The organism is Bradyrhizobium sp. AUGA SZCCT0160, from assembly GCF_018130105.1.
Lineage (GTDB): Bacteria > Pseudomonadota > Alphaproteobacteria > Rhizobiales > Xanthobacteraceae > Bradyrhizobium.
In genome coordinates, this window is record NZ_JAFCMD010000016.1 from 1 (window position 1) to 19,851 (window position 19,851).

The following is a 19,851-nucleotide window of genomic DNA, read 5'->3' on the forward strand; positions in this document are numbered from 1 at the left end:
AGCCAGCAGAGCGTGCTCCAGCTGCTCCGCTAAGTTCGGCTGCGAAGACAACGATCAAGGCGGCGGGGGAAACCCCGTCGCCACCATCGATCCCAAATTCCTGAATGCCGGATGGCGGCGTGTTTGCCGCGTATCTTCTCGAGAGATGTTTCGCAAACGTCGCGGGCGATTACGCTCGCGAGGTCTTCGAGCTGGAGACAATTGTGCCGCTACGCGTCGAATTGAAGCCATTTGAGCGGATCGTGATCGGCGAAACCGTTCTCATCAATTCCGGTACCCGTACGTCGTTCCTGGTCGACGGCGAGGCGCCGATACTTCGCGAGCGCGACACCGTCACCGCCGAGACCGCCAATACGCCGGCCAGGCGGCTCTATCTCTGCGTCCAGACCATGTATCTGAAGAGCGATATTGCGAAATACCTGCCTGCATATCAGGGCTTCCTGCGCGATCTGCGCAACAGCAGTCCCGGCGATCGCCTGGCGATCGATGCCATTAGCGCGCACGTTTCGAGCGGCGCGCTCTACAAGGCGCTCAAGGAAATTCGCAAACTGATGAAGCGCGAAGACGCCTTGCTGGCCGCTTGATCCGCGTCGGTTTTGCCGCGCGACGCAAGATGCGTCCGTTTGCTCATCGAAGAAATCATCAGTCAAATTTTTTGCGAAAATCTCGGCTCGGATTTTGAAGCGTCGGCTAACGGCGTTGGCCGACGCCATCGCGCTATCTGCGCCGCATTTTACGACAATTTATTGGGGTTATCCGTAGTTGCACGGACACTGAAATTAACGTGGTCGTGAAATCCAAAAGGGTATGCCTGACAGACGACCGTTGCATCGATAGTTGAGGGGCAGGCTCTGATGGATGATCTTTTGCGGGAATTCCTGACAGAGACCAACGAGAGCCTGGATACGGTCGACAATCAGCTGGTGCGGTTCGAGCAGGATCCGAGCGACGCGAAGATTCTGGATAACATCTTTCGCCTGGTGCACACGATCAAGGGCACCTGCGGCTTCCTCGGCCTGCCGAGGCTGGAAGCGCTGGCCCATGCCGGCGAGACCCTGATGGGCAAATTCCGCGATGGCATGCCGGTCACCGCCGGCGCCGTCACGCTGATCTTGAGCAGCATCGATCGCATCAAGGAGATTCTCGCTGGCCTTGAAGCCACCGAGAACGAGCCGGAAGGCAGCGACGAGGACCTGATCGAAAAGCTGCACGAAATGGCCGAGGGCGGCGCGCATGCGGCGCCGATCCAACCTGCCCCAGTGACCATTTCACCCGCGGTTCAACCCGCTGCACCCAAGGAGACTCAAGTGGCTCACGGCACATTGGTGGAGCAGGTGCTGGAACGGCCGCTGCGTCCCGGCGAAGTCTCGCTCGATGAACTCGAGCGCGCCTTCCGCGAGACCGCGATCGAAGTCGAACCGGCGCCCGCTGCTGCGCCTGCTCCCAAGGCTACTGCGCCCGCACAGGAAGCCAAGAAGGAAACCAAGCCCAAGGCGGCCGCCGCCGCCGATGTCGGTGACGTCCAGGAGGCCGACAAGATCGCCAACCAGTCGATCCGCGTCAACGTGGACACGCTGGAACATCTGATGACCATGGTCTCCGAGCTGGTGCTGACCCGCAACCAGCTGCTGGAGATCTCCCGCCGCAACGAGGACACCGAGTTCAAGGTGCCGCTGCAGCGCCTCTCCAACGTCACCGCCGAACTGCAGGAAGGCGTCATGAAGACGCGGATGCAGCCGATCGGCAATGCCTGGCAGAAGCTGCCAAGGATCGTCCGCGACCTAAGCGGCGAACTCGGCAAGCAGATCGAACTCGAGATGCACGGCGCCGACACCGAGCTTGATCGTCAAGTTCTCGACCTGATCAAGGACCCGCTCACCCATATGGTGCAACTCCGCCGATCATGGCCTCGAGACCCCGGCCGAGCGGGCCGCCTCCGGCAAGCCCGAGCAGGGCACCATTCGCCTCTCCGCCTATCACGAGGGCGGCCACATCATCATCTGCATCGCCGACAATGGCCGCGGGCTGAACACCGAGCGGATCAAGGCCAAGGCGCTGCAGAACGGGCTCGTCTCCGAGGCCGAACTGGAGAAGATGACCGAAGCCCAGATCCACAAGTTCATCTTCGCGCCGGGCTTCTCCACCGCCGCCACCGTCACTAGCGTCTCCGGCCGCGGCGTCGGCATGGATGTGGTGCGCACCAATATCGACCAGATCGGCGGCACCATCGACATCAAGTCGGTGGCCGGCGAGGGCTCAAGCGTCACCATCAAGATCCCGCTGACGCTCGCCATCGTCTCGGCCCTGATCGTCGAAGCCGGCGGCGATCGCTTTGCGATCCCGCAATTGTCTGTGGTCGAGCTGGTCCGCGCCCGCGCCAATTCCGAACACCGCATCGAGCGCATCAAGGACACGGCCGTGCTCAGACTGCGCAACAAGCTGCTGCCGCTGATGCACCTGAAGAAGCTGCTCAAGATCGACGACGGTTCCTCCTCCGACCCCGAGAACGGTTTCATCGTGGTCACGCAAGTCGGCAGCCAGACCTTCGGCATCGTGGTCGACGGCGTGTTCCACACCGAAGAAATCGTGGTCAAGCCGATGTCGACAAAACTGCGTCACATCGACATGTTCTCCGGCAACACCATTCTGGGCGATGGCGCCGTGATCATGATCATCGACCCCAACGGCTTTGCCAAGGCGCTCGGCGCCGCCGGCTCCTCCGCCCAGGGGATGGCGGACGAGAACGCGGCGGCCCATGCCAACACCGGCGAACAGCTGACCTCGCTGCTGGTGTTCCGCGCCGGTTCCAGCCAGCCCAAGGCGGTGCCGCTCGGCCTCGTCACCCGGCTGGAGGAGATCGCCACCGACAAGATCGAACTCAGTAACGGCCGCTACATGGTGCAGTACCGCGAGCAGCTGATGCCGCTGGTGCAGATGAACGGGGTCAACGTCCAGACCTCGGGCGCGCAGCCGATCCTGGTGTTCGCCGACGACGGCCGCTCGATGGGGCTGGTGGTCGACGAGATCATCGACATCGTCGAGGAGCGGCTGCACATCGAGGTCGCCGGTTCCAGCGAAGGCATTCTGGGTTCGGCCGTGATCAAGGGCCAGGCCACCGAAGTGATCGACGTCGGCCATTTCCTGCCCATGGCATTTGCCGACTGGTTCTCCCGCAAGGAGATGCGCCCCTCGGTATCGGCGCAATCGGTGCTCCTGGTCGACGACTCAGCCTTCTTCCGCAACATGCTGGCGCCGGTGCTCAAAGCCGCCGGCTACCGGGTGCGGGTCGCCCCCAATGCGCAGGAAGGCCTCACCGCGCTGCGCTCGGGCCAGACCTTTGACGTGGTGCTGACCGACATCGAGATGCCCGACATGAACGGGTTCGAGTTTGCCGAGACGATCCGGGCCGACCAGCACTTAAGTGCGATGCCGATCATCGCGCTGTCCTCGATGGTCTCTCCGGCGGCGATCGAGCGCGGGCGGCAGGCCGGCTTCCACGATTACGTCGCCAAGTTCGACCGTCCCGGCCTGATCGCGGCGCTGAAGGAACAGACCGCCGGCGAGACCAGGCGCGCGGCATAAGGCTAAAGGCAAGACATCATGACAACCAAGACCGACACCATCGAGGGCACCGTGGTCGAATACGTCACCGCCGTGATCGGCGGGCAATTGTTCGGCCTGCCGATCTCCCGCGTCCAGGACGTGTTCATGCCGGAACGGCTGACCCGCGTTCCCCTGTCCTCGGCCGAGATCGCCGGCGTGCTCAACCTGCGCGGCCGCATCGTCACGGTCGTCGACATGCGCGCCCGGCTCGGGCTGCCCAAAAACGACGACGGCAAGCCGCCGATGGCGGTTGGCGTCGACCTGCGCGGCGAGTCCTACGGCCTCTTGATCGACCAGATCGGCGAGGTGCTCCGGCTGCCGGACGATAGCCGCGAGGAAAACCCCGTCAATCTCGATCCCCGCATGGCCAAGCTCGCCGGCGGCGTCCACCGCCTCGACGGCCAGCTCATGGTCGTCCTCGATGTCGATCGCGTCCTCGAAATCGTGCCGGATCTGATGGCGGCATAAGAAGCAGAAGCAAGGCGAAGCGTACGTAACGTTTGGAAACGTCCCCCTTTGGGGAATGGAAGTAGAGGCCGAAAATGAGAACATGTCTCGTCGTCGATGACTCAAGCGTCATTCGAAAGGTCGCACGCCGTATCCTGGAAGGTCTTGATTTCCAGATCATCGAAGCCGAGGACGGCGCGAAAGCGCTGGACGCCTGCAAGCGCGCCATGCCCGAGGCCGTCCTGCTCGACTGGAACATGCCCGTGATGGACGGTTATGAATTCCTCGGCAATCTGCGCCGCATGCCCGGCGGTGATGCGCCCAAGGTGGTGTTCTGTACCACCGAAAATGATGTCGCGCACATCGCACGTGCGCTGCATGCCGGCGCCAACGAATACATCATGAAGCCGTTCGACAAGGACATCGTCACCGCGAAGTTCCAGGAAGTCGGCCTGATCTGATCTGCGCAGCATGATCCGGAAAAGTGGAAACCGGTTTTTCGAAATGATCATGCTCAAATAAGAAGTGCTTCGATCCGGCGGCTCAACGGCCCTCGGCCTTTCCTTGCTAAGTGTGCCGTTCGAGTCGTTCCTGGTGAAGTAATGAGTACTGCGTTGACAAGTGCCCCGGCTCCGACTTCGACACGGCAGGACAAGCTGCGTGTTATGGTGGTCGACGACAGCGTCGTCATCCGCGGGATGATCTCGCGCTGGATCGGAGCTGAGCCGGATATGGAGGTCGTCGCCTCCCTGCGGACCGGCCTCGACGCCGTCAACCAGCTCGAACGCATCAATCCCGACGTCGCCGTGCTCGATATCGAAATGCCGGAGCTCGACGGCATTTCCGCGCTGCCGAAACTGCTGGCGAAGAAGCGCGATCTCATCATCATCATGGCCTCGACGCTGACCCGCCGCAATGCGGAGATCAGCTTCAAGGCGCTCTCGCTCGGCGCCTCCGACTACATTCCAAAGCCCGAAAGCACGCGCGAGGCTTCCGCCGCCGAAACTTTTCGCCACGATCTGATTCAGAAGATCCGTCACCTCGGCGCCAAGATCCGCCGCTGTGCGCATGCACACGCGCCGGCGAGTCCGCCGCTGGCGCCGGCTCACCACGACAAGCTGCGGGAAACCGCAGCCCGTGCGCCGTTGGCTTCGCCGGCACCGGCTGCACATCCGGCGCCGGCACGCCGTCCGTTCAGCATGCTGGCGCCGCGCGTGCTCCTGATCGGCTCGTCGACCGGTGGCCCGCAGGCGCTGATGTCGCTGGTCACCGAAATCGGGCCGGTGATCGACCGTTTCCCGGTTCTGATCACGCAGCATATGCCGCCGACCTTCACCACGATTCTCGCCGAGCATCTGGCGCGTTCGAGCCGGCGGCCGGCGCATGAGGCGGTCGATGGCGAAATCGTCAAGGCCGGCCGGATCTATCTCGCGCCGGGCGGCCGTCACATGAAAGTAGTGCGTCATGGCGCCGAGGCGGCGATCGCGCTCGACGACGGACCGCCAGTGAATTTCTGCAAGCCTGCGGTCGATCCGCTGTTCACCTCCGCGATCGATGTCTGGCAGGGCGGCATCATGTCTGTGATCCTGACCGGCATGGGCTCCGACGGCATGCGCGGCGGCAAGGATATCGTCGCGGCCGGCGGCAGCGTGATTGCCCAGGACGAGGCGACGAGTGTGGTGTGGGGCATGCCGGGTGCGGCCGCGAATGCCGGCATTTGCGCCGCGATATTGCCGCTTAATCAGATCGCGCCGAAACTGGTTCGGTTGTTTTCGGGAGATCGTTCGTGACGCCTCAGGACTATGAGTATCTGCGTAAGCTTCTGAAAGAGCGTTCCGGGCTGGACCTGTCCGCCGACAAGCAATATCTGGTCGAGAGCCGTCTGGTGCCGCTGGCACGCAAGGCGAGCCTTGCCGGTATCCCCGAGCTCGTTCAGAAGATGAAGGTCGGCGCCGAGGCGCTGACGGCCGAGGTGGTCGAAGCGATGACCACCAACGAGACCTTCTTCTTTCGGGACAAGCTTCCGTTCGATCATCTGAAAGAGGCGGTTCTTCCGGCGCTGGCGCAGGCGCGCGCGGCGCGTCGTTCCCTGCGCATCTGGTGCGCGGCTTCCTCCACCGGGCAGGAGCCATATTCGATTGCGATGTGCCTGAAGGAGGCCGGCGCCATGCTGGCGGGCTGGCGCACCGAGATTGTCGCGACCGACCTTTCGCTCGCCGTGCTGGAAAAATCCAAGGCCGGCATCTTCAGCCAGTTCGAGGTGCAGCGCGGCCTGCCGATCCAGATGCTGGTGAAATATTTCGCGCAGAATGGCGAGCTGTGGCAGCTCAACGCCGACATCCGCAGCATGGTGCAGCACCGTCAGTTGAACCTGCTGCAGGATTTTTCTCACCTCGGCACGTTCGACGTGATCTTCTGCCGCAACGTCCTGATCTATTTCGACCAGGACACCAAGGCCAAGATCTTCGAACGCATCTCGCGGATGCTCGAGCCCGACGGCGTGCTGGCGCTGGGGGCTGCCGAATCCGTGGTCGGAATCACCAATGCCTTCAAGCCCTATCCGGATCGCCGCGGGCTCTATCGTCCAAGCGCAGCACCAACTGTTGTGCGCCCCGGAATAGCGACCCTGGTGCCGCAGGCGCCGAGGTCGATTGCTTCGGCGCGCTGATCTATCGGTCTATCGACATCAGCTAGAGGATCGCGTGCGGCACGAACCGTGACGTGTTGCCGGTGATCGGATTCTCGTCCTCGCGGATCGATAGTCCGCACGGTGTGTGATTGATCAGCCAGCTTCCAAGCACCGGGTATTGGTCGGAAAAGCTTGGCAGCGACGCGAAACCCTGCAGGATGAATCCTTCCGCCCCATACGGGCCTTGCTGTTCCATCAGCGTCGAGCCGGCGCTGACGAGCGTAACATTGGCGCCTTCGCGCGAATAAAGCGGCTTGCGCACGAAGGAGGAGCCGAGCATTGCCGCCTTCGGATCGTCCTCGAAATAGGCCGGCAGCAAATTGGGGTGTTTTGGGAACATCTCCCAGAGCAGCGGAAGAATGCCCTTGTTGGACAGGATCGCTTTCCACGGCGGCTCGATCCAGCGCGTCGGCGCGCTCGACAGATTTGCGCCGAACGTGTCTTGAAACATCCATTCCCAGGGGTAGAGCTTGAAGGCAAGCTCAATGCCGCGATCCTCGAGATCGACGAACCGGCCATCGCCCCCGAGGCCAACGTCCTTGATGTCCATCAGCGTGGTCTTCAATCCGGCCTGACTCGCGGTGTCCTGCAGATAGGCCAGCGTGCCGGCGTCCTCGGCATTGTCGGTCATCCCGGTCAGATGCAGGTGCTTTGCGCCGCCGTGTTTTCTCCAGGCGTCGATCAGCCGTTCATGGATCGAGTTGAACTGGTCGGCGCGCTTCGGGATGATGTTGCGCTCCATCGCCTGTTCGAGCCAGGTCCACTGGAAAACCGCCGCTTCGAAGATCGAGGTCGGCGTATCCGCGTTGTACTCCAGCAGTTTCGCCGGGCTCCAGCCGTCGTAGCTGAGGTCCAGCCGGCCATAGAGACTTGCGTCGCGGCGGTGCCAGCTCGCCGACAGCAGCGGCCAAAAGGCTTCTGGTATTTTCAGCCGGCGGAGATGTCTTTCGTCGTTGATCGCGCGGCCGACCACCTCGAGGCACATCGCCTCGATCTCGCCGGTGGGCGCCTCGATCCGCCGTTCAATTTCGTTCAGCGTGAACGCGTAATAGGCCCGTTCGTCCCAATAACGCTCGCCGTCGATAGTGTGAAAAGTGAAGCCGGCGCTTTCGGCGGTGGCACGCCAGTCGTCACGTTCGGGGCAGGAGATGCGCTGCATGGAATTCAGCCACCCGAGAAGCCGACGGCGTGCCCGAACGAACCGAAGCCGCCGCGCTGCGCGCTGTGCGAGCCGGAGTCGGAGATGCCCGAGGATGAAGAGGATGAATGGCTCGTGGACGAATCGCTGCCGTAATAGCTGCTGCGTGAGGATGAGGACCATCCACCACCGGAGCCGCCGGAGCTGCTGGATGAAGATCCGCGCTGCTGGCATTCGGCGGCGCTGTTTTGCAGCAGCGACGGCTGCGGTGTGTTCGGCGAAGGCTCGCATTTGTTGCGCGGCATCAGCGTGTAGGCGACGCTGCCGACCGCAAGCGTGCCCATCAGAAACAGCGCGACGTGGCCGGAACGCTTGGCCGGCGGGCCCGACGACTGCGGCACAGGCGGCACCGATGGTTTGCGCGTCCCGAATTCGCTTGTGCGTTTGGGGGGCTTGTTCGCCATGGTCAGTAGATCATGCTGGCGGCGTTGAGTGCGCCCGCGGCCAGCGAGGCTAGGCCAAGCCAGATGGCGGCGGCAAGTTCGCCGCCTGCGATGCGCTGCGACAGGTTCGGCACCGGTATCTTGACGAGGTAAAAGACGATGATCTGCACGATCAGCGCGACGACAGCCCAGATCAGGCAATCCCAGACATTGGCGGAATGGGCGATGGCGCTGACCAAAGGCAGCGCGAAGCCGAGCAGGCTGAGCCCCAACGCGATCGCCGCTGCCGGATTGTTGTCGCGGATCAGCAGGAACTCGTCATGCGGCGTGACACGGGTATAGGCGAAGAGGTAGGCGGCCACGGCGACCAGCGCCGTACAGAAATAGACCAGAAACGCCGGCAGCCCGGCGAGGGATTGCAAGATCATTGATGACGCCCCGACTCGACCCATTCCCACGTTCGCACGACCCATTGGTCGGTGCATCGGAGGTGTCGGTTCAATCCCAAAGAATCTGCCAAACAACATTCCGCCCAAACAAAAACCCCGCCATTCGCGGCGGGGTCCAGTCGGGAGGAGTGAGCCTTGCGGCTCGCCGTAAACCCTGGTCAGGCGGGAATGCGTTCTTCCTGCTCGTGCGGCTCGCGCAGCACGTAGCCGCGGCCCCACACGGTCTCGATGAAGTTGCGGCCTTCGGAAGCGTTCGCCAGCTTCTTGCGCAGCTTGCAGATGAAGACGTCGATGATCTTCAGCTCGGGCTCGTCCATGCCGCCGTAGAGGTGGTTGAGGAACATTTCCTTGGTGAGCGTGGTACCCTTGCGGAGCGAGAGCAGCTCCAGCATCTGGTATTCCTTGCCCGTCAGATGGACGCGCTGGCCACCGACTTCGACGGTCTTGGTGTCGAGGTTGACGACGAGATCGCCGGTCTGGATCACCGATTGCGCATGACCCTTGGAACGGCGCACGATCGCGTGGATGCGGGCGACCAGTTCGTCCTTGTGGAAGGGTTTGGTCATGTAGTCGTCGGCGCCAACGCCGAGACCCTTGACCTTGTCCTCGATGCCGGCGAGGCCGGAGAGGATCAGAATGGGGGTCTTGATCTTCGACACCCGAAGCTGCTTGAGCACGTCGTAACCGGACATGTCGGGCAGATTGAGGTCGAGAAGGATAATGTCGTAATCGTAAAGCTTACCGAGATCGACGCCTTCTTCTCCGAGATCCGTCGTATAGACGTTGAAACTCTCGGATTTAAGCATCAGCTCGATCGACTGCGCGACGGCGCTGTCATCTTCTATCAGCAAAACGCGCATGCCAGTCCCCTATAGTCGCCGCTCCGGGCGTCAGGTCGGCCGCACTTGCGGCACTCAAAACGCCTTTGAACAACTGATTCGGATCCTGACGACATATGGTTAACAAATACTGATTCGTGTTCGCAAGCTCTAACCGTGCAATTTTTATCGAATCGCCGTAAGATGTTGCGTCGAAGCAGCTTTTCTTTACCGTTCTCGTTCAAGTTCCACATTAAGAGACGGGCCTAACCGACTCCCGCGACTCATCCTTCTTCTGATGGGCGAGCGCTCTCAGTCACCAAAGACAGTGACGCAATGATTAACGATGCGGGTAAACACGAGGTTAAGCGCCCCTTTCAAACACGCGGAAACTTAAGGTTTTCGCAATGAAGGCACTCGCGGAACAGATCGGCGACGTCGACGGCGTCAATATATATGGCCGTGTGATCGGCGTGCGCGGGCTGATGGTCGAGATCGCGGGGCCGATCCATGCGATGTCGGTCGGCGCCCGGATCGTGATCGAGACCGGCGGCAGCTTCATTCCGGCCGAGGTGATCGGCTTCTCCGGGAACAATGCGGTGGTGATGCCGTTCGCCGGCCTCGAGGGCGTCAGGCGCGGCTGCCGCGCCGTGATCGCCAATGCCGCCGGGCAGGTGCGGCCCTCGCCATCCTGGCTCGGCCGCGTGCTCAACGCGATGGGGGAACCGATCGACGGCAAGGGGCCGCTGACGCAGGGGCCATCGCCGATGCCGTATCGGAACTCGCCGCCGCCAGCGCATTCGCGCCAGCGGGTCGGCGCCCCGCTCGATCTTGGCGTGCGCGCCTTGAATACGTTCCTGACCTGCTGCCGCGGCCAACGGCTCGGCATCTTCGCCGGATCCGGCGTCGGCAAGTCGGTGCTGCTGTCGATGCTGGCGCGTAATGTCGATGCCGATATCACGGTCATCGGGCTGATCGGCGAACGCGGCCGCGAGGTGCAGGAATTCCTGCAGGACGACCTTGGCGACGAGGGCCTGGCGCGTTCGGTCGTGGTGGTGGCGACCTCAGACGAGCCGGCCTTGATGCGCCGGCAGGCGGCCTATCTGACGCTCGCGATCTCCGAATATTTTCGCGATGAAGGCAAGGACGTGCTGTGCCTGATGGATTCGGTGACGCGCTTTGCGATGGCGCAGCGCGAGATCGGGCTGTCGGCGGGTGAGCCGCCGACCGCCAAGGGCTATACGCCGACGGTGTTCACTGAACTACCGAAGCTCCTGGAGCGGGCAGGGCCGGGCACCAGCACCGGTACCATCACCGGCATTTTCACCGTGCTGGTCGACGGCGACGATCATAACGAGCCGATTGCGGACGCGGTGCGCGGCATCCTCGACGGTCACGTCGTGATGCAGCGATCGATCGCCGAGCGCGGGCGTTTTCCCGCGATCAACGTCCTCAAATCGGTCTCCCGCACCATGCCGAAATCGGCCGATCCGGCCTATCTGCCCGTGATCATGCGGGGGCGCCAGGTGATGGCGACCTACGCCGATATGGAGGAACTGATCCGGCTCGGCGCGTACCGGGCGGGGTCGAGCCCGGAGGTCGACGAGGCGATCCGGCTGCACGAGCCACTGGAAGGGTTTTTGCGGCAGGGCAAGGGCGAAAAAGCAAGCCTCGCCGACGGCTACCAGCAATTGGCGCAGATCCTGACTAGTTTGGAAACGGAACGCTAACTTTGTCAGGCCATCATCCCCGGCACATGAATAGTCTTGCTGGCGGGGCCCCCGGGGGAAGCCGGCTTTGTCCCGCGTTAAGATTGGGACTTCTGGGGAGTATGAGTCGATGAAGTCACGTGAAACGCTGATCCGCCTGAAGAAGTTTCAGGTCGATGAGAAGCGCCGAAGGGTTACCCAGATCGAAGGCATGATCGCTGATTTCCAGCGCATGTCTGTTGACCTCGAGCGCGAAATCCAGACCGAGCAGGACCGGGCCGGCATCAACGATCCGACCCATTTCGCCTATCCGACCTATGCCAAGGCGGCGATCCAGCGGCGCGAGAACCTGACCCGTTCGGCCGACGAACTGCGCATCCAGCTCGAGGATGCCAAGGCTCTGCTTGGAGAGGCCTTCGAGGAGCTCAAGAAGGTCGAACTGCTGGACGAGCGTGACCAGGCGCGCGAACGCGCCGAGGAGAACGCCCGCGAGCAGGCCGACATGGACTCCATCGGTCTGATGCGCGCCCGGCTCGGCGCCATCGCCTGACGCCTGACCTTCTCTCATCCGATCATCGACAACCCGGGCCGCAAGGTCCGGGTTTTTCTTTGATAATGTCCACAGACAGCCGTCTTGGTGGCTGGTTTGCTGCAAGGTATGCTAGGAGGGTTCTCGATGCTCCCGGCGTAAAGCGCGATGGGGGATCGCGATTTTGGGGGACGCTGAATGCTGACGCCAGCCGAGCTGGTTTGGCTGATTGCCGCTGTTGCGAAGGGGGATGAAGCTGCTTTCGAGCGGCTTTACGCCGCCACGCGCGCGAAACTCTTCGGTGTCGTCCTCCGTATCTTGCGCCGACAGGATCTCGCCGAGGAGGTCATTCAGGAGGCCTACGTCAAGATCTGGAACAGCGCCGGACAATTCAATCCGGCGCTTGCTTCACCGATAACGTGGATGGCGGCGATCGCGCGCAACCGGGCGATCGATGTCGTGCGCAAGAAGACCGAGGCCTCGATCGAGGAGGAGCCGACCGCGATGGAAGTGGCCGCCGATTCACCCGATCCGCTGGCGCGGCGCGAGATGACGGAAGAGCTGAAGCGGCTCTTGGAATGCGTCGGCCGTCTGGAGCCGGATCGGCAGAAGCTGGTGCTGCTGGCCTATTACAACGGCTGGAGCCGCGAGCAGCTGGCCGCCAAGTTCGAGACGCCGGTGAATACGGTGAAGACGTGGCTGCGCCGCAGCATGATGGATATCCGGGAGTGTCTCGGGCTTTGAGTTTTGAAATGAGCTATTTGAAAGGTGTCCTGGACGTTAGATGATGGCCTATAGCGAAGACCATATCGCGCTCGCCGCGGAATATGCGCTCGGCACCCTCGACGCCGACGAGCGCGCGCAGGTCGAAGCCATGATGGCCGTCGACACGGAATTCACCGCCGTGGTCCAGGCGTGGGAGTACAGGCTCGGCGTCCTCAACCAGATGGTCGGCTCGGTCGAGCCGCGGCCGATCGTCTGGGAGAATATTCAACGCGCGATCGGACATGCCGGACCGCAGGTGCCGCTGGCGCTGCCGGAAGCCGCCGCTGCTCCGCCGCCGGAAGCCGCCGCGCCTCCGCCGCCGGTGGATCCCCTGATGGCCGAAATGACCCAGGCCGCTGATAATTCCAACGTCGTCCAGTTGTCCGGCCGGGTGAAGCGCTGGCGCAATCTGGCGTCGTTCGCGACGGCAGCCGCCGCGGCGCTGATCGCGATGCTCGGCCTGCAGGTCTATTCGCCGGACTCGCTGCCCAACGCGCTGCGTCCCAAGATCCGCACGCAGGTGGTCGAGGTCAAGACGCCGCCGCTGCCGGCGCCGCCGTCGGCGCAGTACGTTGCGATATTGCAGCGGAACGGCGGTTCGCCAGCGTTCATCCTCACGGTCGACGCCGCCACCAAGAATTTCACCGTCCGCAAGGTCAACGCCGATGCGGAGGCCGGCAAGAGCTTCGAGCTCTGGCTGGTCTCCGACAAGCTGCCGCAGCCGCGCTCGCTCGGCGTGATCGGCGGCAGCGAGTTCACCGCGCGCAACGTGCTGGCGTCCTACGACGCCGGCACGATCAACGCCGCGACCTACGCGGTGACGGTCGAGCAGGCCGGCGGATCGCGTGACGGCAAGCCGAACTTGCCGCCGGTCTTCGCCGGCAAGCTGATCGAGACGGTGCCGGCCTCTCCGACGCGCTGACTTTGGACCCCTGTAATTGGGGACCCCCATAAAGAGAAAACGCCCGTGGGGAGCGGGCGTTTTCGTAGTCAACTTGGGGGTAGTTGGGGTCTTCTAGTACTTCACGTGGCGACTTTGGGGGGCTGTAAAGAGCCGCGTGAATTCGTGAATTCCTTTTGTTAGCGTACGACCGAATTGCCCGAGCTCGTGACCACGACCGGCTTGCCGGCCTTCATCACGCCGGTGCTCGCGGTCTGCTGGAAACCTTCCTCCGACGTGGTGCGTGCCGAGATGCCGAAGCCGGCGACCAGGATGCCCACGACCAAAGCTACGACCACAATCTTGAGATGGGTCGTGCGGTCTGCGCTGTAGATCGAGTGGTTCATGGAAGTCTCCTGCCCGCCTTCCCCTGTGTCGAATTAGACAACCAACTCGACAAACAGGTTCAACGTCTCGGCACAGGAAACGTAGGAATTCGCGGTTTCGTTCCACAGATGCGATCACAAGCCAGTGAAAAGACTTGAACGGCCGCGATCGCTGAGCGATGATGGCTGCCTAAAATGACAAATAACAAAACAATTACAGATTGTTAGCCGTGCACTGGCCTGTCGGGACGCAAAATCGACCACCTTGCCGGATTGTAACAAACCGTTTGCCTGTGGCGAAAATGCCTCGCGGCCCCCTTATCGATTTTCGCGGCGGAACTAAACGCTGCCGACCGTTTTCAGCCGGGCGCGAGGGTGGATTTCGGCCTGCGACAGCACGGTGGTCTGGGCGCGGAACCGCTCCACCAGCGAACGCACGAACGGGCGGATCGCCGCCGACGTCACCAGCACCGGCGCCTCGCCTTCCTGGGCGGCGCGCTCGAAGCTGACGCGCACCGCGGTCATGAACTCCGACAGTTTTGACGGCTGCATGGCGAGGCTGCGGTCTTCGCCGCTGCCGACGATCGATTCGGCGAACGCCTGCTCCCAGCGCGCCGACAGCGCGATCAGCGGCAGATAGCCGTTGTAGGAGGTATTCTGGGCGCAGATCTGGCGCGCCAGCCGGGCGCGGACGTGCTCGACCATGGTGGCGGGGTTGCGCGAGAACGCCAGCGCGTCGGCAATGCCCTCCAGGATGGTGGAGAGGTCGCGGATCGAGATCCGCTCGGACAAGAGCAGCTGCAACACGCGTTGAATGCCCGACATGGTGACCTGGCTCGGCACGATGTCCTTGACCAGTTCGCCCTGTTCCTTCGGCAGGTCCTTGATCAGCTTCTGCACCTCGCCATAGGACAGCAGGTCCGACATGTTGTTCTTCAACAGCTCGGTCAGATGCGTCGACAGCACGGTCGCGGCGTCGACGACGGTATAGCCCTTCAGCGACGCCTCTTCCTTCAGGCTGGCATCGACCCAGGTGGCGGGCAATCCAAAAGTCGGTTCGACGGTGTGGATGCCGGGCACGCCGACCTGGTTGCCGGCGGGGTCCATGACCATGAACTGGTTCGGCCAGATCTTGCCGCTGCCGGCGTCGACTTCCTTGATCTTGATCATGTAGGTGTTGGCCTCGAGCTGGACGTTGTCGAGGATGCGCACCGCGGGCATCACGAAGCCCATTTCGACCGCCAGCGAACGCCGCAGCGCCTTGATCTGTTCGGTGAGGCGGTCGGTGCCGTCGGGGCCGTTGACCAGCGGCAGCAGCGCATAGCCGAGCTCGATCTTGAGATCGTCGATCTTGAGCGAGTTGGCGATCGGCTCTTCCGCCGCCGCGCTGGCAGCCGCCGCGGCAATGTCGGGCGCTGCGAGTTCGGCAGCTTCAGCGGCCTTGGTGACGCGGTTGTGGTTGCGCGCCTTCCAGGCCAGGTAAGCGGCGCCGCCGCCGAGCGCCACGAACGGCAGCATCGGAATACCCGGCAGCAAGGCCAGCACCAGCATCACGCCGGCGGACATGCCGAGCGCCTGCGGATAGCCGGAGAGCTGCTTCATCAGCGCCTTGTCGGCGGCGCCGGTGATGCCGGCCTTGGAGACGAGCAGGCCCGCCGCGGTCGAGACGATCAGCGCTGGCACCTGGGTGACCAGGCCGTCGCCGACGGTCAGGATCGTGTAGGTGCGGGCGGCATCGCCGAAGCTCATGCCCTGCTGGGCGACGCCGATGATGATGCCGCCGATGACGTTGATGAAGACGATCAGGAGGCCGGCGATGGCGTCGCCGCGCACGAATTTCGAGGCACCGTCCATGGCGCCGAAGAAGCCGCTTTCGTCTTCCAGTTCCTTGCGGCGCCGCTTGGCGGTGGCTTCGTCGATCAGGCCGGCGGACAGATCAGCGTCGATCGCCATCTGCTTGCCGGGCATCGAGTCGAGCTGGAAGCGGGCCGCGACTTCGGCGATGCGGCCCGACCCCTTGGTGATGACGATGAAGTTCACGATCACCAGGATCGCGAACACGATAATTCCGATCACGAAATTACCGCCCATCACGAAATTGCCGAACGCCTCGATGACGTGGCCGGCCGCCGCCGTGCCCTCATGGCCGTGGCTCAGGATCAGCCGGGTCGAGGCCATGTTCAGCGACAGCCGCAGCATGGTCGAGATCAGCAGGACGGTCGGAAACGACGAGAATTCCAGCGGCGCCTGGATGAACAGCGCCGTCATCAGGATCAGGATCGACACCGTGATCGAGATCGCCAGGAACAGGTCGAGCACGATCGCGGGCAGCGGGAGGATCAGCACCACCAGGATGGTGAGGACGCCGAAGGCCAGCGCAAGATCGCCGCGCCGGAGCATGGTGCCGATTTCACTGAAGCTGGGAAAGCCTCCGCTTGCCCCTGTGCCCTGACCTGCCGTGACGTCGACCATGCTTGCAGCTCCTCGCGAATGGCGGCCGCGGCCGCCAGACGTCTTCGCGGCGGCCGAAGGGCCGCCGCTCCGTAAGTGAGGCACCGCACTGGCGTCCACGGGGGTCCTCCCGTTCTACGCGGCTGACGACACTCGACTTCACTGGGCAAATTTTGCCCGGTGTATGGTTAGTAAAGGGTTAATTTCCGGGCTTTGGGCCGTCGTTTGGCCGCCGGAGCACCCCTCACACACCCGTGTCATACCCGCGCAGGCGGGTATCCAGTACGCCGCGGCCTATCGACGTCATTGCGAGCGTAGTGAAGCAATCCATCGCGCCGCATGCGGAGACATGGATTGCTTCGTCGCTTCGCTTCTCGCAATGACGAACAGACACACCTCCGCGATCCCGCGACGCCAAGCGCCCGAGTGATTCAATCCGTTTCTCCCAAAACAAGGGAGCAGGGAATGCCGGGTGCGCGCTGCACCCGCGGTCTCGTGTGCGATTGTGCAACAAGATGGTGCACACGAGCATACAGGGCAGCGGAGAGCATCCGACATTCCCTGCGCAATGGCTTTACGGCTTATATCGCGCTCTCCCCGGCGAGACGGCCTCTATTGCCACCGTCGCCCCTCGGAAGCGTTGGCTCCCGAAAGACTTGACGCCGTTACGGGCGCCAGGACCACACGCTTTCGCCGTACGCTTCAGCCGCGACCGTCAATCGCAACCTCAGCGTCCACCGCATCCCACCCCGCGTCCGGACGATCGCGATACGCCCCTCGTAGAGGGATGAGACGGGAGAGATATGCCAGGTGAGTTGGGGTGGCTGTCAAGAGGAATTTCCGTAAATCAGAAAATAACTCCTGGGCACTTGGTGTGCCGTCGGCCGCGACGTTGAACTGCCACCTTGACCGAGCACCCCGGCCCCGGTTCCAAAACAATCCTTTGAACCTTTGCCCGTCCCTGCAGACAGATAGCTACCGGGGGATTGCACTTTCCGGGGCTAGCACAGCGCCACTAAGCATCATTCGGCTTTGGGGCGCTGTTGCGTTAGTGGCCTATTTTGAACCTGCGAGTGGCCTATGTCGGTCACGACCCGTTCCTGCAAAGGAAGGTCTATGACCGAAGGGCGACGTTTCAAGCAAATCGACCCGCTCGACAAAGGCCTGTTGAAGGAAGCCGAGCGGCGCTGGAGAGAGGCTCGAATGGCTCTGCCCGGTGTGGTGGAGCGCGACAGGCTTGCTCGCGAAGCGCCACTAGCAGAACCGGCCTCTAGCAAGAGGGTTGCGGCACCCCGCCAGAAGGCTCTGACCAAAGCGTAGGGCCGCCTCTGGTGGCCTCTTTCTTGGAACCCGAATTTTGCAATCGCTCAATTTCATCAGGGCCGTAGGGCGAATTGAGCCGACCTGTCCGCCGTAGCTCAAAGTGCGAAGGCGGAAGGCGTAATCCGCCATTTGTCGTGGTTCGGACGGCGGATTGCGCTGTCGCTAATCCGCTCCGTAGTTCTCCGTCCGTGAACGGAGTTTCCAACCCGGCGACTTTAGCAATCGTCCCATGTCTCAATAGTCGCCTCACCCGGCCCGTTGTTCCAAACGACCACCAGCCCATCCCGCACTTCGAGGAAGGATGTTGGATTATCGGGCAACGTGACGACGGCCTTGCCTCCCGATGGGATGACTTTTTCCAACGTTTCGAGTTCAACGAATATCGTCAGTGGCTTGCGGGTGCCATTTTCAATCGGGAATTTCATGCTTTCACACTTTTGGGCCGCCTCGGTTGGCGGCTCTAATCACGAGCCAAGTTTGCTGCTATTAACATATGTTCGACGATCGCATCGAATTCCCCTTTGCCGACCCTATCCATTCGGCGGTTGAAATCCATCACTCACCAATAGGCTTGGCGCGCGGACTAAGGAAGATCGGGCTGCGGCATGACACGGAAACTGGCAGCCCTCATATTTCTTCTCTCGACATGCTGTGCGATTGCGGCCGACTCTGCATGGGACGTCCTGGAACGCTTTGGCTTAACCGGCACATGGTCGGCCAACTGCGGTCAGCCCGCGACGGTCAGCGGCTTTCATACGATCTTCTCCAGGGATGCTGATGGGCTTGCAAGGCGCGAGCTGGATTTCGGCGCGAAATCGATTTATGCGACCATTGTTGACGGCGCAGAAATAATCTCATCTTCAATGCTGAAAATTACTGTCCGTAACGCTGATCCGAAATTTGCGGAATTCAATGGGAAGACCTTCTGGACTGTGTTTTTAAAGGAGAACGATCCTCAGACCGAAAAGGCTTTCCGCATTCGGTTTTTCCAATCCATAACAACTGAGGGCAAAATCGTCGTAAAGGACGGCATTGACTCGCGGTTTGGGAAGCCCAGCCCCTGGCTATACAAATGCCGCAGTGCGTTGTCATGAACCGCCATGGCTGGAAACGTGAGTGAGCCGAAGGCGTAATCCGCCGCTTTGGTTTTCGATCGAACGGCGGATTACGCTGTCGCTCATCCTACGCGCAACGCGCTCCAGATCGTCCCAGCGCTGACGAAAGCGCGACCGGCGCATTTTGACATGAAGCAAATGCCCACCATATGCTTCCCCGGAATCGACAAGAGGCAGCGGCGATGTTTGAGTGGCTCAAGGAAGGCGCGCGAGGCGCTGTCAGTGAAGCTACGAAAGGCGTGACCGGAAGCTGCCGCCGCCTTGAAGGCGCTGGCTGACAGCATGGCCAGGCGCGCGGCAGAGGCCGCCGATCTTGGCAAGCTGCTCGACATTCTCGATAAAATCCCGGGCGTCGATTTCCAAAGACGGGAGCCGGATGCCGCTTACCTCGCAACGATGATGGCTGCCTTTCAAATGGGCGAACTGTCTCTCGTCGTTACCTGCACCGGCCCGAAATCGACGGATATCGAGATTTTGCGCATGATGCCGCTAGCCGCTGCGGAGGCCGATGCGCTGGTCGGGTCAGCCAAGTTCAGCGCCACGGTGCTGGCCGCGGGGCAGGAAGGCCGCCCTGCCATCCAGATGCTCATGAACAAGGAAAATCTTGCGCAGAACTACCGTCATGTATCGGTGGATGCCCTGATCAAGGGTTTGATGAAACCGATCGAAAACGTTCCGTTCGTCGGTGGCGTTTTAGCGGCCGCGTTGGGCCTTGTTGCGCGTCCGATCGCCAGGCTTATTCTGGGTATTATTTTTACGCAGGCTGAAAACATCATCCACTACGCGCGCGGTGGAAATGCCGTTCTCCCTGCTCCGACGGAGCGACCTCATCTCCCGAGTCCAGTTGAAGAAAAACCTGATCTGGTAGCCGGGGCTGAGGAGGAGGAAAAACGGCCCGCAGGGCAGATCGAGCCGCTGGCGAGCCGACGGGTGACAGCCGATGAAGTGTCTTCGGATATACGCAACCCCGGACGGTGAATCTCACTTCGGTGAAGTGGAAATCCCCATGGCGGCAAGGGTGACCGTCGCTCCTGGTGCCAAGCCGTTTCACGTGTCCAGGCGCTATCCCGCGTCAAGCATGGAGTTCACGCAAATTCCTGCCGGCA

The 19,851-nt window shown here is 62.1% G+C and carries 18 protein-coding genes and 1 pseudogene; 12 read left to right on the forward strand and 7 right to left on the reverse strand.

The genetic code is table 11. From position 1 onward, the window contains the following. Nucleotides 1-203 precede the first annotated feature (203 nt). The 6 genes and pseudogenes from flbT (at nucleotide 204) to JQ558_RS23735 (ending at nucleotide 6,718) form a co-directional block, all read left to right on the forward strand. Nucleotides 204-584: a flagellar biosynthesis repressor FlbT gene (gene flbT / locus JQ558_RS23710; RefSeq protein WP_212295376.1), complete on the forward strand. Its 381-nt coding sequence runs from the start codon at nucleotides 204-206 to the stop codon at nucleotides 582-584. Between the two features lie 270 nt (nucleotides 585-854). Continuing rightward, nucleotides 855-3,582, forward strand: a pseudogene (locus tag JQ558_RS23715) (chemotaxis protein CheW). Between the two features lie 18 nt (nucleotides 3,583-3,600). Then, complete coding sequence (locus tag JQ558_RS23720; RefSeq protein ID WP_192739880.1) at nucleotides 3,601-4,071, forward strand: chemotaxis protein CheW; 471 nt, start codon at nucleotides 3,601-3,603, stop codon at nucleotides 4,069-4,071. Nucleotides 4,072-4,145: 74 nt separating this feature from the next. Continuing rightward, nucleotides 4,146-4,511 (forward strand): PleD family two-component system response regulator, encoded by a 366-nt coding sequence (locus JQ558_RS23725; RefSeq protein ID WP_192739881.1) that lies wholly within the window; start codon nucleotides 4,146-4,148, stop codon nucleotides 4,509-4,511. Nucleotides 4,512-4,652: 141 nt separating this feature from the next. Then, a complete protein-coding gene (locus JQ558_RS23730) occupies nucleotides 4,653-5,840 on the forward strand; it encodes a chemotaxis response regulator protein-glutamate methylesterase (protein ID WP_212295377.1) in 1,188 nt (395 codons plus the stop codon). After that, nucleotides 5,837-6,718: a protein-glutamate O-methyltransferase CheR gene (locus JQ558_RS23735; protein WP_212295378.1), complete on the forward strand. Its 882-nt coding sequence runs from the start codon at nucleotides 5,837-5,839 to the stop codon at nucleotides 6,716-6,718. Before JQ558_RS23730 ends, JQ558_RS23735 begins: the two co-directional genes overlap by 4 nt. A gap of 22 nt (nucleotides 6,719-6,740) precedes the next feature. On the opposite strand, the gene JQ558_RS23740 is transcribed toward JQ558_RS23735, so the two are convergent. The 4 genes from JQ558_RS23740 to ctrA form a co-directional block, all read right to left on the reverse strand. After that, complete coding sequence (locus JQ558_RS23740; protein ID WP_212271709.1) at nucleotides 6,741-7,898, reverse strand: glutathionylspermidine synthase family protein; 1,158 nt, start codon at nucleotides 7,896-7,898, stop codon at nucleotides 6,741-6,743. A gap of 5 nt (nucleotides 7,899-7,903) precedes the next feature. Then, nucleotides 7,904-8,341, reverse strand: coding sequence for a hypothetical protein (locus JQ558_RS23745; RefSeq protein ID WP_212210149.1), 438 nt, complete (start codon nucleotides 8,339-8,341; stop codon nucleotides 7,904-7,906). Nucleotides 8,342-8,343: 2 nt separating this feature from the next. After that, the gene (locus JQ558_RS23750; protein WP_212210150.1) at nucleotides 8,344-8,748 is read right to left on the reverse strand and encodes a DUF350 domain-containing protein; all 405 of its coding nucleotides are present in this window, start codon (nucleotides 8,746-8,748) and stop codon (nucleotides 8,344-8,346) included. A 179-nt stretch (nucleotides 8,749-8,927) separates the two neighbouring features. Beyond that, a complete protein-coding gene (gene ctrA / locus JQ558_RS23755) occupies nucleotides 8,928-9,629 on the reverse strand; it encodes a response regulator transcription factor CtrA (RefSeq protein ID WP_015688285.1) in 702 nt (233 codons plus the stop codon). Nucleotides 9,630-9,994: 365 nt separating this feature from the next. On the opposite strand from ctrA, the gene fliI reads away from it, so the two are divergent. From fliI to JQ558_RS23775, 4 genes are all read left to right on the forward strand, one after another. Then, entirely contained in the window at nucleotides 9,995-11,317 is a 1,323-nt protein-coding gene (fliI, locus tag JQ558_RS23760) for a flagellar protein export ATPase FliI (RefSeq protein ID WP_212210151.1), read from the forward strand. 109 nt (nucleotides 11,318-11,426) lie between these two features. Beyond that, nucleotides 11,427-11,846, forward strand: coding sequence for a flagellar export protein FliJ (gene fliJ / locus JQ558_RS23765; RefSeq protein WP_212271710.1), 420 nt, complete (start codon nucleotides 11,427-11,429; stop codon nucleotides 11,844-11,846). 177 nt (nucleotides 11,847-12,023) lie between these two features. Beyond that, nucleotides 12,024-12,569 (forward strand): sigma-70 family RNA polymerase sigma factor, encoded by a 546-nt coding sequence (locus JQ558_RS23770; RefSeq protein ID WP_192739890.1) that lies wholly within the window; start codon nucleotides 12,024-12,026, stop codon nucleotides 12,567-12,569. Nucleotides 12,570-12,612: 43 nt separating this feature from the next. Continuing rightward, nucleotides 12,613-13,512: an anti-sigma factor domain-containing protein gene (locus JQ558_RS23775; RefSeq protein ID WP_212295379.1), complete on the forward strand. Its 900-nt coding sequence runs from the start codon at nucleotides 12,613-12,615 to the stop codon at nucleotides 13,510-13,512. Nucleotides 13,513-13,670: 158 nt separating this feature from the next. On the opposite strand, the gene JQ558_RS23780 is transcribed toward JQ558_RS23775, so the two are convergent. The 3 genes from JQ558_RS23780 to JQ558_RS23790 all read right to left on the reverse strand — a co-directional run bounded on the left by JQ558_RS23780 (nucleotide 13,671) and on the right by JQ558_RS23790 (nucleotide 18,055). Then, nucleotides 13,671-13,877: a hypothetical protein gene (locus JQ558_RS23780; protein ID WP_212295380.1), complete on the reverse strand. Its 207-nt coding sequence runs from the start codon at nucleotides 13,875-13,877 to the stop codon at nucleotides 13,671-13,673. A 318-nt stretch (nucleotides 13,878-14,195) separates the two neighbouring features. After that, nucleotides 14,196-16,328 carry a flagellar biosynthesis protein FlhA gene (flhA, locus tag JQ558_RS23785; protein WP_212210154.1) on the reverse strand — a complete coding sequence of 711 codons (2,133 nt, stop codon included), beginning with the start codon at nucleotides 16,326-16,328 and terminating at the stop codon, nucleotides 14,196-14,198. 1,517 nt (nucleotides 16,329-17,845) lie between these two features. After that, nucleotides 17,846-18,055, reverse strand: a complete 210-nt coding sequence (locus JQ558_RS23790) for a hypothetical protein (protein WP_212271713.1) — start codon at nucleotides 18,053-18,055, stop codon at nucleotides 17,846-17,848. Nucleotides 18,056-18,235: 180 nt separating this feature from the next. On the opposite strand from JQ558_RS23790, the gene JQ558_RS23795 reads away from it, so the two are divergent. Both JQ558_RS23795 and JQ558_RS23800 read left to right on the forward strand, forming a co-directional pair. Beyond that, on the forward strand, nucleotides 18,236-18,724 hold the full coding sequence (locus JQ558_RS23795; RefSeq protein WP_212295381.1) for a hypothetical protein: 489 nt from the start codon (nucleotides 18,236-18,238) through the stop codon (nucleotides 18,722-18,724). Nucleotides 18,725-19,006: 282 nt separating this feature from the next. Continuing rightward, the gene (locus JQ558_RS23800; protein WP_212295382.1) at nucleotides 19,007-19,723 is read left to right on the forward strand and encodes a hypothetical protein; all 717 of its coding nucleotides are present in this window, start codon (nucleotides 19,007-19,009) and stop codon (nucleotides 19,721-19,723) included. Nucleotides 19,724-19,851: the final 128 nt, after the last annotated feature.

Excerpts from the sequence above, each read along its gene's own strand:
- JQ558_RS23720 (WP_192739880.1), top strand. The coding sequence starts at position 3,601 with ATGACAACCAAGACCGACACCATCGAGGGCACCGTGGTCGAATACGTC.
- JQ558_RS23725 (WP_192739881.1), top strand. The coding sequence starts at position 4,146 with ATGAGAACATGTCTCGTCGTCGATGACTCAAGCGTCATTCGAAAGGTC.
- JQ558_RS23730 (WP_212295377.1), top strand. The coding sequence starts at position 4,653 with ATGAGTACTGCGTTGACAAGTGCCCCGGCTCCGACTTCGACACGGCAG.
- JQ558_RS23740 (WP_212271709.1), bottom strand. The coding sequence starts at position 7,898 with ATGCAGCGCATCTCCTGCCCCGAACGTGACGACTGGCGTGCCACCGCC.
- JQ558_RS23745 (WP_212210149.1), bottom strand. The coding sequence starts at position 8,341 with ATGGCGAACAAGCCCCCCAAACGCACAAGCGAATTCGGGACGCGCAAA.
- JQ558_RS23750 (WP_212210150.1), bottom strand. The coding sequence starts at position 8,748 with ATGATCTTGCAATCCCTCGCCGGGCTGCCGGCGTTTCTGGTCTATTTC.
- ctrA (WP_015688285.1), bottom strand. The coding sequence starts at position 9,629 with ATGCGCGTTTTGCTGATAGAAGATGACAGCGCCGTCGCGCAGTCGATC.
- fliI (WP_212210151.1), top strand. The coding sequence starts at position 9,995 with ATGAAGGCACTCGCGGAACAGATCGGCGACGTCGACGGCGTCAATATA.
- fliJ (WP_212271710.1), top strand. The coding sequence starts at position 11,427 with ATGAAGTCACGTGAAACGCTGATCCGCCTGAAGAAGTTTCAGGTCGAT.
- JQ558_RS23770 (WP_192739890.1), top strand. The coding sequence starts at position 12,024 with ATGCTGACGCCAGCCGAGCTGGTTTGGCTGATTGCCGCTGTTGCGAAG.
- JQ558_RS23775 (WP_212295379.1), top strand. The coding sequence starts at position 12,613 with ATGGCCTATAGCGAAGACCATATCGCGCTCGCCGCGGAATATGCGCTC.
- JQ558_RS23780 (WP_212295380.1), bottom strand. The coding sequence starts at position 13,877 with ATGAACCACTCGATCTACAGCGCAGACCGCACGACCCATCTCAAGATT.
- flhA (WP_212210154.1), bottom strand. The coding sequence starts at position 16,328 with ATGGTCGACGTCACGGCAGGTCAGGGCACAGGGGCAAGCGGAGGCTTT.
- JQ558_RS23790 (WP_212271713.1), bottom strand. The coding sequence starts at position 18,055 with ATGAAATTCCCGATTGAAAATGGCACCCGCAAGCCACTGACGATATTC.
- JQ558_RS23795 (WP_212295381.1), top strand. The coding sequence starts at position 18,236 with ATGACACGGAAACTGGCAGCCCTCATATTTCTTCTCTCGACATGCTGT.